This window comes from Streptomyces sp. NPDC057694 (assembly GCF_042799415.1).
Lineage (GTDB): Bacteria > Actinomycetota > Actinomycetes > Streptomycetales > Streptomycetaceae > Streptomyces.
Genome location: NZ_JBHVIX010000003.1, coordinates 448,268 through 465,405, shown reverse-complemented (window position 1 = coordinate 465,405; position 17,138 = coordinate 448,268). Strand labels below are relative to the sequence as shown.

Annotated in this window: 13 protein-coding genes; 7 read left to right on the top strand and 6 right to left on the bottom strand. The window is 72.6% G+C overall.

What is annotated here, in order from left to right; translation table 11 throughout:
* Window positions 1-72: 72 nt before the first annotated feature.
* Together ACFVDP_RS11975 and ACFVDP_RS11970 are read right to left on the bottom strand one after the other, a co-directional pair.
* Entirely contained in the window at window positions 73-1,335 is a 1,263-nt protein-coding gene (locus ACFVDP_RS11975; RefSeq protein WP_383487365.1) for an amidohydrolase, read from the bottom strand.
* A gap of 174 nt (window positions 1,336-1,509) precedes the next feature.
* Entirely contained in the window at window positions 1,510-2,265 is a 756-nt protein-coding gene (locus tag ACFVDP_RS11970) for a helix-turn-helix domain-containing protein (protein ID WP_383487170.1), read from the bottom strand.
* Window positions 2,266-2,500: 235 nt separating this feature from the next.
* Between ACFVDP_RS11970 and ACFVDP_RS11965 the strand changes: the two genes are divergently transcribed.
* A complete protein-coding gene (locus tag ACFVDP_RS11965; protein ID WP_383487167.1) occupies window positions 2,501-3,172 on the top strand; it encodes a DUF4097 family beta strand repeat-containing protein in 672 nt (223 codons plus the stop codon).
* 302 nt (window positions 3,173-3,474) lie between these two features.
* Here ACFVDP_RS11965 and ACFVDP_RS11960 read toward each other — a convergent pair whose 3' ends face one another.
* From ACFVDP_RS11960 to ACFVDP_RS11945, 4 genes are all read right to left on the bottom strand, one after another.
* Window positions 3,475-4,500: a hypothetical protein gene (locus ACFVDP_RS11960; RefSeq protein ID WP_383487165.1), complete on the bottom strand. Its 1,026-nt coding sequence runs from the start codon at window positions 4,498-4,500 to the stop codon at window positions 3,475-3,477.
* Window positions 4,501-4,581: 81 nt separating this feature from the next.
* Window positions 4,582-5,532, bottom strand: a complete 951-nt coding sequence (locus ACFVDP_RS11955; protein ID WP_383487162.1) for an N-acetylneuraminate synthase family protein — start codon at window positions 5,530-5,532, stop codon at window positions 4,582-4,584.
* 14 nt (window positions 5,533-5,546) lie between these two features.
* The gene (locus ACFVDP_RS11950; RefSeq protein WP_383487159.1) at window positions 5,547-6,842 is read right to left on the bottom strand and encodes a cytidylyltransferase domain-containing protein; all 1,296 of its coding nucleotides are present in this window, start codon (window positions 6,840-6,842) and stop codon (window positions 5,547-5,549) included.
* A 56-nt stretch (window positions 6,843-6,898) separates the two neighbouring features.
* On the bottom strand, window positions 6,899-8,230 hold the full coding sequence (locus ACFVDP_RS11945; protein ID WP_383487156.1) for a DUF6716 putative glycosyltransferase: 1,332 nt from the start codon (window positions 8,228-8,230) through the stop codon (window positions 6,899-6,901).
* A gap of 198 nt (window positions 8,231-8,428) precedes the next feature.
* Between ACFVDP_RS11945 and ACFVDP_RS11940 the strand changes: the two genes are divergently transcribed.
* From ACFVDP_RS11940 to ACFVDP_RS11915, 6 genes are all read left to right on the top strand, one after another.
* A complete protein-coding gene (locus tag ACFVDP_RS11940; RefSeq protein ID WP_383487153.1) occupies window positions 8,429-9,406 on the top strand; it encodes a glycosyltransferase family 2 protein in 978 nt (325 codons plus the stop codon).
* Window positions 9,406-10,737 carry an alpha-2,8-polysialyltransferase family protein gene (locus ACFVDP_RS11935; RefSeq protein WP_383487151.1) on the top strand — a complete coding sequence of 444 codons (1,332 nt, stop codon included), beginning with the start codon at window positions 9,406-9,408 and terminating at the stop codon, window positions 10,735-10,737. The genes ACFVDP_RS11940 and ACFVDP_RS11935 overlap by 1 nt, the downstream gene beginning before the upstream one ends.
* A 469-nt stretch (window positions 10,738-11,206) precedes the next feature.
* Window positions 11,207-12,427 carry a hypothetical protein gene (locus tag ACFVDP_RS11930; protein WP_383487149.1) on the top strand — a complete coding sequence of 407 codons (1,221 nt, stop codon included), beginning with the start codon at window positions 11,207-11,209 and terminating at the stop codon, window positions 12,425-12,427.
* Complete coding sequence (locus ACFVDP_RS11925) at window positions 12,424-14,625, top strand: polysaccharide pyruvyl transferase family protein (protein ID WP_383487145.1); 2,202 nt, start codon at window positions 12,424-12,426, stop codon at window positions 14,623-14,625. Before ACFVDP_RS11930 ends, ACFVDP_RS11925 begins: the two co-directional genes overlap by 4 nt.
* A 105-nt stretch (window positions 14,626-14,730) precedes the next feature.
* Window positions 14,731-15,696, top strand: coding sequence for a glycosyltransferase family 2 protein (locus ACFVDP_RS11920; protein ID WP_383487143.1), 966 nt, complete (start codon window positions 14,731-14,733; stop codon window positions 15,694-15,696).
* Window positions 15,697-15,699: 3 nt separating this feature from the next.
* Complete coding sequence (locus tag ACFVDP_RS11915; RefSeq protein ID WP_383487140.1) at window positions 15,700-17,100, top strand: polysialyltransferase family glycosyltransferase; 1,401 nt, start codon at window positions 15,700-15,702, stop codon at window positions 17,098-17,100.
* Window positions 17,101-17,138 lie beyond the last annotated feature (38 nt).

Below are 17,138 nucleotides of genomic sequence, written 5' to 3'. Positions count from 1 at the left end.
GGGGCGCGGGGAACTGCGCGAGCGACCACGACGCAAGCGGCACGCGCCGACGCACCGTCACCCGGCAGACGGTCAGGCGAGCTCGGCGTCCAGCAGCGCGGCGGCCGTGAACATCTCCACGCCCACGGTGATCGCGTACTCGTCGGCGTCGAAGTCGCCCTGGTGCAGGTCCCGGCTGACCCGGTCCCCCGGGGTCTTCACGCCGAGCCGGGCCATGGCGCCGGGGACGTGCTCCAGGTACCAGGAGAAGTCCTCGCCGCCCAGGCTCTGCTGGGTGTCCTCGACGGAGTCGGCGCCGAGGCGGGCGGTCATCGCGGCGTGCAGCAGCTCGGTCACCGCCGGGTCGTTGACGACGGGCGGCACTCCGCGCACGTAGTTCACGACCGGCTTCGCGCGGTACAGGTCGGCGATCTCCTGGATGGCCGCGTGCACCAGGTCGGGCGCCTGCCGCCAGGTCTCCAGGTCCAGGCAGCGCACGGTGCCGGACAGCTCGGCGTGCTGCGGGATCACATTGCAGGCGTGGCCGGTCTCCAGGCGTCCCCAGGTGACGGAGAGCCCGGAGCGCGCGTCGACCCGGCGGCCGACCAGGGCGGGCACCTCGGTGGCGACCTTGGCGGCGGCGACGACGAGGTCGGTGGTCAGGTGCGGGCGCGCGGTGTGCCCGCCGGGCCCGTCGAGCGTGACCTCCAGGCGGTCGCACGCCGAGGTGATGGCCCCGGCCCGCAGGCCGATCCGCCCGGCGTCGACCTTGGGGTCGCAGTGCACTCCGACGATCTTCCGTACGCCGTCCAGGACCCCGCACTCGATCGCGTCGGGGGCGCCGCCGGGCAGCACTTCCTCGGCGGGCTGGAAGATCAGCCGCACGGGGTGCGGCAGCAGGCCCCGGTCGTGCAGGTCGGCGAGGACCAGTCCGGCGCCGAGCACGACCGTGGTGTGCACGTCGTGCCCGCAGGCGTGGGCGCGGTCGGGCACGGTGGACCGGTAGGCGCAGGTGACCTTGGTGTCCGGGATGGGCAGGGCGTCGATGTCGGCGCGCAGCGCGAACATGCCGCGCCCGCCGCGCCGCTCGCCCTCCTCGGTGCCGATGTCACAGATGAGCCCCGTCCCCATGCCGAGCACGCGCGGTACGAGCCCCGCCTTCTCCAGGCGGGTCTTGAGCGCGGCGGTGGTGCGGAACTCCTGATTGCCCAGCTCGGGGTGCATGTGCAAGTCGCGCCGGAAGGCGATGAGTTCGGCGCGCAGGGCTTCGGGCAGCGTGCCGGGGAGCACGGCGCCCGGGGCGGGTTCCCCGGCGGCTTCACCCGGCTGGTCGGCCTCGGATTCTCGGGACATCATCTGGTTCACCCTGTGAAGGGTAGGGCGACGCCTGGGCCAACTGACGCGCGATCAACAAAAGTTCAGCCAGATTGACGTAAGAAATCTGGCGGAGCTGCGCATGTCGATCGCGCAGAGGGGGTATGCAGACTCTTTCGACCTGCGGTCGGGCCGGTTGTGGAGGACGTTCGGCCGTCAGTCGCCGGGAGTCGGCTCATCGGCGTCTTGCGAACCGGACTCGGGCGGCTTCGTGTGGAGGATCGAGCGGGCCTGCTCCGCGGCGCGGGCGGTGTTCTCGGAGACGAAGTCGAGGAAGCGGGCGATGTTCTCCAGGCGGACGCCGACCGGAGTGGCCGGGCCGAGGAGGCCGGACCCCTCGCGGGCGATGCCGACGATCCGGGCGGTGGCCTGTGCGCTGGCGACCATCGACTGGTACCAGATGTCGTCGTCGACGACGTAACGCTCGCGGCGGCGCTCGTCGCGCTCCCGGCGCACCATGCCGAGGCCCTCGATGAAGGCGATCGCCTTGGAGACGGACGCCGGGCTGACCTGGAGCCGCTGGACGAGTTCGGCCGCGGTGAGGCTGCCCTCGTCGCTGAGGCAGATGCTGGACAGCACGCGGGCCATCATCTTGGGCATGCCCGAGGCCATCATGACGGTGGTGAAGGTCTCCTCGAACTCGCGCACCGCCTCGTCGTCGCGCCCGCCGGGCCGCGCGGACGGCTGGGCGCCCCGGGGCGCGGCCGGCTTGCGCCGGTGGGCGCGCTGCTCGGTGGCGCGGTGGGCGAGGTCGGCGCGGTAGGCGGTCGGGCCGCCGTTGCGCATCACTTCGCGGGTGACGGTCGAGGTGGGGCGGTCCAGGCGCCGGGCGATCTCGGCGTAGGCGAGGCCGTCGGCCAGTCCCAGCGCGATCTGCTGCCGTTCCTGCTGGGTGAGCCTGCCTCCCGGCATCGCCGTCTCCTTCGTCCGTGGTCCTGACCGCCGTCTGCCGTGGCGACTATAGCGTTCACTCTCAATCTATTGCAACGCTCGGTGTGGTGTTTGTTGCGTTACCCGCGAGCCCGATGCAACGAAATTGCGGCTTTGAGCTGGCATTACTGACCTATTACGCAACGAAGCCGTTGCTGATCCCATGAACGCAACGTAGCGTTTCTCTCATCGGAAACAGCGATTCAAGGAGTCAGCGATGCAGAAGTTCGCCACCCCCGCCACCATCTCCGCCGTTCTCGACATCCCCGCGGGCCGGATCCGGTTCATCGCCGCCGACCGGGCGGACACCGTCGTCGAGGTGCGGCCCGCCGACGCCGGCAAGGGCCGCGACGTGAAGGCGGCCGAGCAGATCGAGGTCGGCTACGCCGACGGCCGGCTGCGGATCACGGCCCCGGCCGCGGAGAACCGGCTCTTCGGCCCGTCCGGCACCGTCGAGGTGACCGTGCAGCTGCCGGCCGGCTCGGACGTCGAGGCGACGGCGGGCGCCGGCGAGCTGCGCGGGGTCGGGCGGCTCGGGGACGTCACCTTCGCGAGTGCGCTGGGTCCGGTGAAGCTCGACGAGGCCGCGCGTGTCCGGCTCGAACTCAAGGCCGGTGACATCACGGTCGGGCGGCTCACCGGGGACGCCGAGATCAGCACCATGAAGGGTGACCTGAGTGTCGGCGAGGCCACCCGTGGCACGGTCAGCCTGCGCACCGAGGCCGGTGACGTGACCGTCGGGGCCGCGCACGGGGTCTCCGCGACGCTCGACGCCGGGACCTCCTACGGGCGTGTGAGCAACTCTCTGCGGAACGCCGACGGTGCCGCTGCCGGGCTCACCATCCGGGCGACCACCGGCTACGGGGACGTCGTGGCCCGGAGCCTCTGATGGGCGCCGGTCGCGCAGTTCCCCGCGCCCCTTATCGGGTTGTCGGTCGTGCGCGGGCCGGTGGCCGCTTCTCGCGCAGTTCCCCGCGCCCCTGAGGCAGGCGCTTCGCGCCGCCTCCCCCAGAGGCTGCGCTACGCGCGCCTCCGATGGGCAGGGGGCGCGCCCCTGATGAGATGGCGCACGAAGTGCGCATCTCAGGGGCGCGGGGAACTGCGCGAGAAGCCCCACCGGGCCGCAGACGAACGGACAACCCAGGGGCGCGGGGAACTGCGCGACCAGCCCCCACCGGCCCGCAGCCGGGGCTACACGGTTCGGACGTCTCGGGCCGAGTCTGCGATTCCGGCGAGGAAGCCCTGGGCATGGGCGGAGACGCCCTCCGTCAGCCACGCCGGGTCGATCTCGCAGACGGCGACCTTCACACCCGTGCCCTCCAGGGCGATCGGCAGGGTGTGGACGACCGTCGAGGGGAAGCTGAGGATCGTACGGCCGATGGGGCCGCGACGGGCGATGAGTTCGAGGGGGAGGTCGGGACGGACGACCTCCAGGCCGGTCTCGGTGGCGAGGCGGTGGAGTTTGTCGGAGCTCTCGCGACGGTGCGCGAAGTAGCGGGTGGCGCCGTGCGCGGCGGCCAGATCCGCGACCGCTACGAGATAGCGGTCGAGGTCGACAACTCCCGTCTCCACCAGGGACGTTCCGACCAGGTCCGCACCGCGGGTGAGGCGCGGAGGACCGAACCGGGCCCGCGTCCAGGCGTACCGGTTCGAGGTCACCGTCACCCCCTCCGGCACCCCCTCCACCGGCATCGAGGTGAACAGCGAGACCGCCCTGCGGCCCCCGGCGCTCGGCGTGAGCCGGCGGCGGGCCACCGAGGCGACCGGGCCGAAGACGAGGTCGCGCGGCCCGGGACGGCCGCCGCGCCGGTGCCAGCGCACCAGGCGCCGGCCGCCCGCGAGCTGGCTGACGAACTCCATGGTGGCGGTGCCGTCGTCGACCACGACCAGTTCGCGGGCGCGGGTGATGGTGAGCAGCAGCTGTACGTAGCGGGAGAACGGGTCGCCGAGCACTATCCGGTCCGCCGCGCGCAGCGGCCCGGCGAGGCCGCCGATGGTCTGGAAGGGCGCGGACGCGCCGCCGCGCGCCTCCTCCCAGCGCACCGTGTGGCCTTCCTCGCGGGCGAGTTCGGCGACGCGGCGGAGCTGGCCGCGGGTCATCGGATCGGTGGGCGAGAGGACGACGACGGTGGCGTGGCCGCCGTCGAGGTGGGCCCATTCGAGAACGTTGAGGAGCTGTACCGGGCTCTCGACGAAGCACAGCGTTCTGCCGGACATGCTGCGGCCCTCCCGAGGGACGCCGGGTCGGCCCGGCGCGTCAACCGCGCCGGACCGACCGTGGCTTGATGAACCCGTGGATCAGACGCCGACGGGCTCGCCGGCGGCGACGGCGATCTCCGACTCGGCGACGACGCCCGTGACGCGGCGCAGCTTCTTCATCGGGCCGAGCTCGGACTCGTAGACCTTCTTGACGCCGTCACCGAGGGAGGCCTCGATGGTGCGGATGTCGCGGACCAGGCGCTGGAGGCCCTGCGGCTCCACCGAGGCGGCCTGGTCGGAGCCCCACATGGCGCGGTCGAGGGTGATGTGGCGCTCGACGAAGGTGGCGCCGAGGGCGACGGCCGCCAGCGTCGTCTGCAGGCCCGTCTCGTGACCGGAGTAGCCGATCGGGACGTTCGGGTACTCGGCCTGGAGGGTGTTGATGACGCGGAGGTTGAGCTCCTCGGCCACCGACGGGTACGTCGACGTGGCGTGGCACATGAGGATGTTGTCCGAGCCGAGGACCTCGACCGCGTGGCGGATCTGCTTCGGGGTCGACATGCCGGTCGAGAGGATGACGGTGCGGCCGGTGGCGCGCAGGGCGCGCAGCAGCTCGTCGTCGGTGAGCGACGCGGAGGCGACCTTGTGGGCGGGGACGTCGAACTTCTCCAGGAAGGCGACGGCCTCGGTGTCCCACGGGGAGGCGAACCAGTCGATGCCGCGCTTCTTGCAGTGCTCGTCGATCTGGCGGTACTCGTCCTCGCCGAACTCGACGCGGTGGCGGTAGTCGATGTACGTCATCCGGCCCCAGGGGGTGTCCCGCTCGATGTCCCACTGGTCGCGCGGGGTGCAGATCTCGGGGGTGCGCTTCTGGAACTTGACGGCGTCGCAGCCGGCCTCGGCGGCGACGTCGATCAGCTTGAACGCGTTCTCCAGGCTGCCGTTGTGGTTGATGCCGATCTCACCCGTGATGTAGACGGGGTGGCCGGGGCCCGCGGTCCGCGAACCGAACGTGCGCAGGCGGGAGTTCAGGGTGGGGAGAGCAGACATGAGGGATGCGTTCCTTACTTGGTTTCGAGGGTGTCGAGAGAGGGGCCGAGGATCCAGCTGGCGATCTCTCGGATCGCGCCCTCACCACCGGGGAAGGTGGTGACCGCGCGTGCGGCGCCGCGTACGACGTCGTGGGCGCTCGCGACCGCCACGGGCCAGCCGGCGACGGCGAAGCACGGGAGGTCGTTGACGTCGTTGCCGACGTAGAGCACGCGCTCCGGCGCGATGCCCTGCTCCTCGCACCACTGCTTCAGTGCGAGGTCCTTGCGGTCGATGCCGTGCAGGACCGGGATCTTGAGCTTCCGGGCCCGGGCGGCGACCACCGGGTTCACCTCCGTGGACAGGATCAGCATCGTCAGGCCGCTCTTGCGGAGGGCCGCGATGCCGAGGCCGTCACCGCGGTGCACGGTGACGAACTCCCGTCCGTCGGAGTCGATCAGCACCTTGTCGTCGGTCTGGGTGCCGTCGAAGTCGAGGACGACCGCGTCGATGTCCTCCCGGGTGGGGAGGGTGCGCTGGTCGAAGAGGGGGGCCAGCGCGCGGGCGCGGGCCAGGTCGTGCGGGTCGTCGATCTCCAGGACGCGCGCGGGGTCGGTGCGCACCAGGTCCGTACGGCCGAAGAAGCGGTGCTCGTGGCGTCGGAAGCCGGTGGCCTCCATCGCGTACACGGCGCCGGTCTCCAGGAGGTCCTGGGGGCGGTCCTGGCGGCGCGGCCGGAAGGACTTGTCGTGGTTGACGCCGTAACCGCCGCCGGTGGCGGGCGCCTCGGTGAGGAGGGTGCCGGTGCCGCCCACGGCGGCGGCCCGCTCGGCGGCGACGGCCTGTGGCTCATCGGCGGCGTCGCGCCACACGAAGCCGTGGAAGGGGGCGACGGTGAGGGCGCTGTCGGCGCCGTCCTCGACGATGGCGGCGACCACCCCGTCGATGTCCTCGCGGACGATGAACGGGCTGGTGCACTGCACGAGCAGCACCACGTCCACGGCCGCGCCCTGGAGCGCCTCGTGGGCGTCCATGGCGTGCAGCACGGCCGCCTCGGAGGTCGCCTTGTCGCCGGCGATGGCGGTGGGCCGGGTCACGACCTCGGCGCCCGCCTCCCGCGCGGCGGCCGCGATGGCCGCGTCGTCGGTGGAGACGACGACGTCCGTGACGTGCCGGGTGGCCAGGCACTCGCGCACGGCGCGGGCGACCAGGGGTACGCCGCCGACCGGGGCGAGGTTCTTGGCCGGTACGCCCTTGGAGCCGCCGCGCGCCGGGATCACGGCGAGGACGCGGCGGACGGGGGCGGCCTGGACCGCTTCCGGGTCGGTCATGTGCGCTACTCCTTCAGGGAGTTCGGGGAGGTCGGGAAGTTCTGGGATGTGGGGGGTCACAGCTCGCCCATCCGCCGGATGACGGGGGCCACGCGCTGCACGCCGTGCCGGTAGGCGCCGCGGGCGGCCCGGCGGACGATCTGCCGGACGGCCCCCGGGTCCTTGCCGGCCGCCGGGGCGCCGGGCAGCGGGCTGCCGTCGGGCGCGAGGTGGTGGCGGGCCAGGACGCGCGGCAAGTAGCCGGGCGCGGTGGTGGTCGAGTAGTACGGCGCGAGGGCCGGGCGGTCGCGGCCGAGCAGGGCGGCGACCGTGGCGCGCGCGCCGTCGAAGGCGCGGCCGTACGTACCGTCGGCGGCGACGCCCTGCCGGGCTACCCAGGCGGGGTCGGGCTCGGGGCGCAGCCCCGCGTCGAGCCGGTCCCAGGAGACGAGGCAGCCGGAGCCGGTGAAGTGGTGGTTGCCCAGTGCCTCGCGGACGCCGAGGTCGGTGAGGAGGGCGGTCGGGATGCGCCGGTGCAGGGCTTCGAGGGCGGCGGTGGAGCTGACCGTGACGAGCAGGTCGGTGCGGTCCAGGACCTCGCCCATGTTCCCGTACACGAGACGGAAGTTGGCGGGCGTCTCGATGCGCTGCGCGAGCTTCTGGTAGGGGATCTCCTCGATGTGCGTGGTGTGCTCGCCGGGCTTGCTGCGCAGCTTGAGCAGCACCTCGCGGTCGGGGTGCTGCCTGGCGTGCCGCACCAGGCGTTCGAGGAGGTACATCCGGTCGGCCGGGGTGTCCGGCACGGACGGCTGCGCCGCGAAGACGACCGTGTACGGGTCGTGCTCCGCCGTGTAGGGCGTGCCGCCGAGGAACGGCAGCGCGCACTCGGTCACCGCGGTGGCGTCGGCGCCCACTCCCTCGTACACGGCGCGGAAGCGCTCCGCGTCGTAGGCCGAGTTGGCGAGGACGACGTCCGCGCCGTGACGCAGCAGCAGGCCGTCGGCGAGCTTCTCGTAGACGACGCCGACGTAGCCGGTGACGACCACCGGCCGGTCGGGCACCTCGCGCCAGGCGTGGGCGAGTCCGTGCAGTACGGCCTGGACGGCTCCGCCGACGAGGGCGAGGACGACCACGTCGTACTCCTGGGGCGCGCGTTCCATCTCCCGCAGGAACTCGACCGCGGTGACCTCGCTCATGCGGTCGGCGCGGACGCCGACCTCGTCGAGCTGGCGGGGCGTCGGGGTGGCGCGGCCGCGCAGCAGGTATCCGTCGAGCCGCGCGTCGTCGCCGAGCAGGCGGGCGGCGGTGAGCGAGCCCCACTTCCATCGGGTGTCGGAGTCGGCGAGCACGGCGGCCCTGAGCGTTCCCTCGGGCGCCTTTTCGGTCCTCGTATTGCTGCTTACTGGCACGTCGAGAAACGTAGAAAGGGATTCCGAGCCGCGGCCCAACCTGAACGCAACAAACGGTTAACAACAGATCTCCGAATGGCGAATCAGCCCCGGAATTCGGCTGGGGCGGCGGCGGTTCACCATTCCGACACATGTCGTTCATCCGACATCTAACCGTCGGCCAATCCGCATGTCAGGCCGTCCCTTAGCGTCCGACGGGTGGTCAAGCTCTCCGTCATCGTGCCGTTCTACAACGTGCAGCAATACGCGCCCGACACCCTCAGGAGTCTTCGCACAAACACACGCGACGATTTCGAATTCATTCTCGTCGACGACTGCTCCACGGACGAGACCCCGGCGATACTCGCGCGTGCGGAACGCGAGCTGCCCGGCGCCGTCCTGGTCAGACACGAGAAGAACGGAGGTCTGGCGACCGCCCGCAACACGGGCCTGGACGCCGCGAGAGGCGAGTACCTGACGTTCCTCGACGGCGACGACTGGCTCGCTCCGGGGTACCTGGCCGAACTCGTCGGGGCCATCGAGGAGTTGGGCGTCGACTTCGTGCGCACCGACCATGTGCAAACCAAGGGGCGGGCCCGCTCGGTCTCCCGGGTGCCGGTGGGGGTGCGGGGCGAGGCCCTCGTGCCGCGCGAGGCGATCCTGCCCGCCGACCGCACCACCTCCGTCGACTACGCGTACGCGTGGGCCGGCGCCTACCACCGGCGGCTGCTGGAGCGCGGGCTGCTGCACTTCACGGACGGGCTCCGCACCGCCGAGGACCGTCCGTGGATCTGGCAACTGCACCGGGAGGCCGAGTCGTTCGCCGCCGTCAGCCTGCTCGGCGTCTTCTACCGGCGCGGGGTGACGACGTCGCTGACGCAGATCGGCGACGTGCGCCAGCTCGACTTCATCCGCGCCTTCGACGAGGTCCTCGCCGAGACGGCGCAGGACCGGGACGCCGACAAGCTGCTGCCCAAGGCCGTCCGCACGTACTGCGCGATCATCGCCCACCATCTGGCGGAGATCGAGAAGTTCGAGCCCGCCGTCGCCAAGCGACTGCGCGCGCTGAGCGCGGCGGCGCTGGAGCGGATGCCCCAGCCGCTCCTCGCCGACGTCCTCGACACCATGGACCTGGACCGCGCCGCGCGGCTGCGCAGACTGCGGCGGCGGGTCACCTCAGCGAAGGCGGCCGCCTGATGCCCCGTACCACCCAGATCTTCTGCGCCTCCACGCTGTACGGCGCGGCCACGCTCGCCGCGGCGATCGAGGCGGACCGCTTCGACGAACCGGACCGGCGCATCCTGCTGGTGTTCAACAACGCGTCGGTGCCCGAGACCTCGCCGGGCGTGCACGAGATGCCCGGGTTCGCCGCGCTGCGCAAGCACTTCGACGACGTGCTCTGCTTCAACGACGCCATCAGCCCGCTGCACCCGGCGGCCTGGAGCCCGCGCCAGGACGACATCCCGCTCCTCGAGCGCTATCTGCGGATGCTGTGGCGGCTCGGCGACGACCGGCTCGAACTGGTCCTGGAGTCCCTCCAGGTCAACCCGGCGCTGGGGTTCGCCCAGATCTTCACGGGCGCGCCGATCCACGCGTACGCGGACGGGCTGATGAGCTACGGCCCCACCCGCAACAAGATCGACCCGCTGGTGGGGACGCGCGTACGGCGGCTGCTCCACCTGGATCTGGTGCCGGGGCTCGAACCGGTGCTGCTCAGCGAGTTCGGCGTGCGGCCGGAGATCGTGCCCGCCGAGAACTTCCTGAAGGTGATGGGCTCCCTGACCGGCGCGAGCGGCGAGGTGCCGGCCGTGCCCGACGGGGCCGCGCTGCTGCTCGGCCAGTACCTGTCGGCCCTGGACATCCTCACGCCCGCCGAGGAGACGAAGCTGCATGTGCGGATGATGCGCGGGGCCGTCGCGCGCGGTCACCGCTCCCTCGTCTTCAAGCCGCACCCGACGGCCCCGGCCGACTACGAACTGGCCCTGGAGGCCGAGGCGGAGCGGCTCGGCGTCGAACTCACCGTGATCGACCGGCCGGTGCTCGCCGAGGTGCTGTTCGCCAAGGCCCGGCCCGCGCTGGTCGTCGGCTGCTTCTCGACGGCTCTGTTCACCGCGTCCGCGTTCTACGGGCTGCCCGTCGCCCGCATCGGCACCGGGACGCTGCTCGAACGCCTGGCGCCGTTCCAGAACAGCAACCGGGTGCCGGTCGTCCTCGCCGACGCGCTGCTGCCGGACCTGGAGGCGGAGACGCCGGCCGATCCGCTGCCGCCCAAGCGGCTCGAAGGTCTGGTGACAGCGGTGAGCTTCGCGATGCAGCCGCAGGTGCTGCCTGCGCTGCGACCGGCGGCCGAACGGTTCCTGTCCCAGCACTTCGACAGCCGTGTCCAGCGGTACTTCAAGAAGCGCCGCCTGACGTCGCTCGGGCTGCCCGGCGGCATTCCGCAACGCCTGGCGTTCCTGCCGCGCAACTCCACCGCGCGGCGGGTTGCGCGGCGGGCGCGCAGGACGTGGCGGTCGGTGAAGCGCTGACCGCGACGACGGCGGCGGTTCCCCGCGCTCCTGGGTTCGTTGTCGGCTGACGGCCGGTGGCCGCTTCTCGCGCAGTTCCCCGCGCCCCTGAGATGCGCACTTCGTGCGCCATCTCATCAGAGGCGCGCCCCCTGCACCGGGTGGAGGCGGCGCGAAGCGCAGCCTCAAGGGGAGGGGGGAGGCGGCGCGAAGCGCCTGCCTCAGGGGCGCGGGGAACTGCGCGAGAAGCGGCCACCGGCCCGCACCCGACCGACAACCCGTTAAGGGGCGCGGGGAACTGCGCGACCAGCCCCCACCGGGCCGCGGACGAACGACAACCCAGGAGCGCGGAGCGCAAGCGTGGGGAGAGTTCACTCGCCGGACACCGGAAAGCCGCCCGGGCCGCCGTGCGGTGCGGCACATTCAGGCCTCCGGCCGTGCTCGGCGCGGACCGGGGGAACGACTGGGAGAACACAAGAACGGTGAGCGCATGACGAACCCCCTGGCGGGACTCTTCAAGGCGCGGCAGCGCGACGCCGCCAGGTCGGCCCTGTACGCGGACAGCGTCCACCGGTGCGGCGCCTACCTCGCGGCCCCGGGCCCGCTCATCCCCCGGCAGACCCGCCTCACCCAGGCGATCGGCACCCTGACGGCCTCCTTGGACGGCCCCGCGGCCGACCCCTTCGACGCCCTGCTCACCGTCGGAGAACGGGCCCTGGAGGCCGGCGGGGACGCGTCGGCGGAGCTGGCCCTGAGCGTCGCCGGGACCGCGACCCGGCTGCGGCAGCGCTCCCGGGCGGCCTGGCGGCTGCACGGCGCGGCCCTGGACGGGCTCGGCCGCGACGACGAGGCGCTGGAGTCGTACGAGCGTTATCTCGCCCTGGTCCCGGGCGGCGAGGGGGCCCCGGGAACCGTCCGCAGGATCGACACCCTGCGTCAACGGCGCGCGGCGCTGGACGAGTTGGCCGGTCTCGTGTCCGACGGCACCGCGGACTCCTCCGCGCCGCCCGCCGAACTCACCCCGCGACTTGCCGCCCTGGTCCGGCAGCGCACGGCCCGGGACGGCGCGGGCGACCCCGCGGTGCGCCGCCTCGCGGAGCTGTACGGCACCTACCGGCGGCTGGTGGAGCGCGACGCCGTGCCCGCCGCGCTGCCCGACGCCGTCACGCCGGTGGGGGTGGCGGGCCTGCGCGCGCTGCTCACCGGCAGGACCGTGTGCGTGGTCGCGAGCAGCGCCGAGGTGCCCGGCGGCGTGCTCGACGGCTACGACGTGGTGGTGCGCTGCGACGCGTTCCGCGCCGGCGCCCGTACCGATCTGCATGCCCTGACCCCGCGCGGCGCCACCCCGTGGGACGGCCCCCCGTGGACCGCGGCGACCGGGATCCGGCTGGTGTTCGACGAGGCGGCGCCGCGCTGGCGCCGGATCGTCCGGCAGCGGCTCGTGCCCGGTGCGCAGGAGCACATCGGCGATGTGTCGCTGCGCCGCCCGCTGACCGACCCCGCGCTGCTCGGCGAGTCCGCGTGGGGCGAGGACGCGAGCACCGCCTTCACGGTCCTGCGCCTGCTGGACTTCCTGGACGTCAGCCCCCGCCTCGACCTCATCGGCTTCCCGGCGTCCGGCGCGGGTGCGATGCGCCCGGCGGAGGCCGCGTGGGTCGCGGACCACTCGACGCAACGAGACGACAGCACGATGAGGACCGCCCTGCGATGACCCTTTCCCGCGCCGACGACCGCTCCGCCGTCACCGGCAAGCGGCGGATCGCGTTCGCCGTCCACGCCGACACCGGCACACTGCCCGCCTTGGCCACGCTGCTGCGCAGCCTGGTGCTCACCAATCCGGCCGTGTGCGAGGACGTGGTGGTCCTCCATCCCGGGCTCCCCGACACCGAGTTCGAGCCGCTGCGCCGGCTGCATCCGCGACTGATCACCCGCCGCGCGGACTCGCGGGCGGAGGTGTTCCGGCTGCCGGACCACGACACCGTGATCGCCCTCGACCCGGCGATGGTCGTCCTCGGTGACCTCGGTGAACTGCTGCGGCTGCGGCGCGGGGTGGCCGCCGTGCCGCAGGTGTGGTGCGACGCGTCGGACGCCGAGCGGCGCTCGGTGCTGCCGGACGGGCTGCTGGTCGTCCAGCGGGCGGACATGAAAGACACGGCGGACGCGCTGCCGGACGGCGTCCTCGTCCCGGTCGACGCCCGCTACGACTTCCTCACCCGTCGGCTGCACGACGATCTGCCGGTGCCGCCGCAGGTCGCGGTGCTGCACTTCAGTCATCCGGCGGACGCGCCCGGCTACGGCCCGGCCGACGAGGCGCGGCGCCGCTTCGAGCTGGACGACGACGCGTTCCGGGCCGCGTACCGCGCGCTGCCCGGCGGCAAGCACCCCGAGCTGGTCGCGCATCTCGCGCCGCCGCTGCTGGCGAGCCGTCCCTCGCTCGATCTGGCCCGCACGGTCGCCGACGTGTACCGGCAGCAGGGCCGCTACGACGAGGCCGTCGCGGTCCTCGCCCCGGTGCTCGACGACCGGGCGGACGCGCCGCGCTGCCACGAGACGCTGGGGCTGTGCCTGATGGCGCTGTCCCGCTACGCCGAGGCGGAGACCCATCTGCTGCTGGCCGCCGCCTCCCCCGACACCGCGCCCCGCGCCTTCGCCCAGCTGGCCCGCCTGGCCTGGCTGTGCGGCCGGGAGGCGGACGCGCACGACTACGCCCGCCAGGGCCTGACCGCCGACCCGACCGACGCCGGGTGCCACGCCTGGTACGTACGTACGCGCGAAGCACCCGACGCGGCGCCCGGCCCGGCACCCGCCGCCGAACAGCTCGCGCACGTCGCGCTGTTCGCGGAGGGCGACGAGAACGCGGGCGACAAGGTGCTGCCCGAGGCCGTGCGTCAGTGCTTCGGTACGGACACGGGTCCGCGCCGCTGGCACCAGCAGCACGCGCACCTGCTGGTGGACGAGGAGGCGCTGGAGCGGCTGAACGCGCGGCGCGGGGTCGTCGTGGGCGGCGGCGGGCTCTTCCTGCCGGACACCTCGCCCAACAGCACCAGCCACTGGCAGTGGAACGTGCCGGACGCCCTCCTCGGCCGGCTCACGGCGCCGCTCGCGGTGTTCGCGGTCGGCTACAACGTGTTCGACGGGCAGCAGTACCGCAGGACCCGGTTCGCCGAGAGCCTGCGGGTGCTCGTGGAGCGGTCGGCGTTCTTCGGGCTGCGCAACCACGGCTCGATCGACCGGGTGCGGGAGCTGCTCCCCGAGGAGCTGCGCGACCGGGTGCGCCACCAGCCGTGCCCGACCACGGTGGGCGACCTGCTCGTGCCGCCCGCCGAGCGGGCGCCGCGCTCCGACACCGTCCTCGTCAACTGCGCGTACGACCGGTCGGGGCTGCGCTTCGGCCACGACTACGGCCACTTCCTCGCCGAGATGGCGAGCGCGCTGCGGCAGCTGCGCGGGCGGGCCGACGTGCGGTACGCGGCCCACATGCCGGCCGACGAGAAGTTCGTGCACGACCTGCGCCGCGAGCACGGTCTGAGCCTGCCCGTCGAGCGGCTCTACGCGCTGTCGAACGACGCGATCCGCGATCTGTACCGCCGGGCGCGCCTGGTGATCGGGATGCGCGGGCACGCGGGCATGATCCCGTTCGGCTGCGGCACCCCGATCCTCAGCCTCGTCTCCCATCCGAAGCTCGCGTACTTCCTGTCGGACATCGACCGCCCCGGCTGGGGTCTGTCGGTGCACGACCGGGACCTCGGGCCGCGGCTCGCGGAGCGGGCGGCCGCGGTCCTCGACGACCCCGACGCCGCCGTGGCGGACGTGCGCGCCGCGCAGGAATCGCTGTGGAAGACGACACAGGCGAACATCGCCGAACTGCGCGGGATCTTCCGAATTCCCGACAGTTCATCTGCCTCGTAACCAGAGTTCACCCAACGGCGCTTCTCCGGTCACCGTTCACACCGGGAACATCCCTAACCTGTGCACGACCCGCCACAGACTCGAACATTTTTTGGAGTGGCACGCGTGCCGATACTTTCCGTCATCGTCCCCATGCACAATGTGGGGGCCTTCGCCGAGAGCACCTTGCGAAGTCTCGTCGGCAACGTGCACCCCGACTTCGAGTTCCTGATCGTCGACGACTGCTCCACGGACTCCACTCCGCAGATCATCGACAGCTGGGCGCGGAAGCTCCCCAACGCCCGCGTGCTGCGGCACGAGGAGAACCGGGGCATCGCGCAGGCCCGCAACACCGGCATCGACGCGGCGCACGGCGACTACCTCACGTTCCTCGACGGCGACGACTGGTACGCGCCCGGATACCTGCCCGAACTCGTGGACCGAATACAGGAGTTGGGCTGCGACTTCGCCCGCACCGACCACGTCCAGGCCACCGGCCGGGACCGGGTCGTGCGAAGACCTCCGGCCGGCGCCCGCGACACCGTGTTCGCGGCCCGGGACGGCATAGCGCCGGCCCACCGCGAGACGATGGTCGACTATCCCTTCGTCTGGGCGGGCATCTACAGCGGGCATCTCTTCGACGACGGCGGGATGCGCTTCGCGACCCAACTGCGCACGGCCGAGGACCGGTTGTGGATCTGGCGCCTGCATCTGAAGGCGCAGACGTACGCGGCCGTGGGCCTGCACGGGATCTTCTACCGGCGGGGCGTGGCGACCTCCCTGACCCAGATCAAGGACGACCGCCAGCTGGACTTCATCCCGGCCTACGACCTCCTGCTGGAGGACGTGAAGAACGACCCCGAGGCCGAGCGCTTCCTCCCCAAGGCCGTGCGGACGTACTGCGCGATGATCGCCTTCCACCTGGGCAAGGCGGACGAGTACGACACCACGGCGGCCCGGCGCCTGCGCCGCGAGGCCCGCGCCGCCCTCCACCGCATGCCCGAGCAGGTGCTGGAGGAGACCCTCAGATCGATCGACAGCAAGCGGAGCCGCACCCTCAGCCGCCTGCGTGACGGCCGGAAGGCTGCCTGACCCATGCGTGACAGCACCCACAGCGCTCACAGCACCCACCTGACACAGAGCGCTCACCGCACCACCCAGATCTTCCAGGTCTCGACGCTGTACGGAGCGGCCACGCTGGCCGCCGCACTCGACGCGGGGCAGTTCGGCGCGCGCGAGGGGACCCGGCGCATCCTGCTGGTCTCCCAGAACGCGACGGTGCCGGAGACCGCGCTGCGCCTCGACGAGATGCACGGCTACGCGCCGATCGTCCGCCGCTTCGACCAGGTGGTCAGCTGGAACGAGGCGATCCGCCCGCACCACCCCAGCGTCTGGGGTCCGCGCGGCGACGACGCGACGCTGTGGCAGCGGGCGTTCCGGCTGGCCTGGGACATCGGCCCGCGCGAGAAGGTCGAGATCGCCGTCGAGTCGATCCAGGTCAACCCGGGCCGCGCGCTGGCCGCGATCTTCTCGGAGAGCGCCGTGCACGTGTACGCGGACGGGCTGATGAGCTACGGCCCGACCCGCGAGCGGCTGCCGCTGTCCATCGGCTCGCGCATCCAACGGCTGCTCCAGCTCGACCTGGTGCCGGGGCTGCGCCCGCTGCTGCTCTCCGAGTTCGACGTGGCACCCGAGGTCGTCCCGGACGAGGCGTTCCGGGCGGTGCTCGACGAGATCGCCGCGGAGGCCGCCGACGACCCGCGCCTGACGCCCGTACGCGAACAGGCGCCCACCGCCGTGCTGTTGGGGCAGTATCTGGCGGCGATCAACATCCTCAGCGCGGACGAGGAGGAGGACCTCCATGTCCGGATGCTCGGCGCCGCCGCACGGGCCGGGCACCGGTCGATCGTGTTCAAGCCCCACCCGACGGCGCCGCCCAGCTATTCGGCGGCGCTGAGCAAGGCGGCCGCCGACGCGGGGGTCCGACTCGCCGTGCTCGACGCGCCGTTGCTCGCCGAGACGCTGTACGAGCACGTCCGGCCGGAGCTGGTCGTCGGCTGTTTCTCCACGGCGATGGTGACGGCGTCGGCGTACTACGACGTCCCGGTCGGCAGGGTCGGCACGGCGCTGGTGATGGAGCGGCTGAAGCCGTACCAGAACAGCAACCGCGTCCCGCTGGCGATCGTCGACCATGTGGTGCCCGACCTGGCGGCCGGCGAGAGCGCGGCCCTCGTCGGCACGGCGCCCGCGTCGCTGCCGCCGCTGGTGCGCACGATCGGCTTCTGCATGCAGCCCGCCCTCCTGGAGCAGTCGCGCGAGCAGGCCGAGGCCTATCTGCGTGAGCACCTCGCCGGGCTGCCCGGCCACTACTTCCCCGAGCCGCGCCTGGCCGAACTGGACCTGCCCGGCGCCGGACCGCAGGCCCGCGCGAAGCTCCAGGCTCGCCGGGCCCGGCGCGTGGTCGGCAGGACCGTCCGGCGCACCCCCCGGCGATGACCGCGCGGAGCGGCACCGCCCCCGTCCCTCACCCTCCC

Bases quoted from the DNA above. Each gene is read 5' to 3' on its own strand.
- ACFVDP_RS11975 (WP_383487365.1), bottom strand. From the start codon at position 1,335: ATGATGTCCCGAGAATCCGAGGCCGACCAGCCGGGTGAAGCCGCCGGG.
- ACFVDP_RS11970 (WP_383487170.1), bottom strand. From the start codon at position 2,265: ATGCCGGGAGGCAGGCTCACCCAGCAGGAACGGCAGCAGATCGCGCTG.
- ACFVDP_RS11965 (WP_383487167.1), top strand. From the start codon at position 2,501: ATGCAGAAGTTCGCCACCCCCGCCACCATCTCCGCCGTTCTCGACATC.
- ACFVDP_RS11960 (WP_383487165.1), bottom strand. From the start codon at position 4,500: ATGTCCGGCAGAACGCTGTGCTTCGTCGAGAGCCCGGTACAGCTCCTC.
- ACFVDP_RS11955 (WP_383487162.1), bottom strand. From the start codon at position 5,532: ATGTCTGCTCTCCCCACCCTGAACTCCCGCCTGCGCACGTTCGGTTCG.
- ACFVDP_RS11950 (WP_383487159.1), bottom strand. From the start codon at position 6,842: ATGACCGACCCGGAAGCGGTCCAGGCCGCCCCCGTCCGCCGCGTCCTC.
- ACFVDP_RS11935 (WP_383487151.1), top strand. From the start codon at position 9,406: ATGCCCCGTACCACCCAGATCTTCTGCGCCTCCACGCTGTACGGCGCG.
- ACFVDP_RS11930 (WP_383487149.1), top strand. From the start codon at position 11,207: ATGACGAACCCCCTGGCGGGACTCTTCAAGGCGCGGCAGCGCGACGCC.
- ACFVDP_RS11925 (WP_383487145.1), top strand. From the start codon at position 12,424: ATGACCCTTTCCCGCGCCGACGACCGCTCCGCCGTCACCGGCAAGCGG.
- ACFVDP_RS11915 (WP_383487140.1), top strand. From the start codon at position 15,700: ATGCGTGACAGCACCCACAGCGCTCACAGCACCCACCTGACACAGAGC.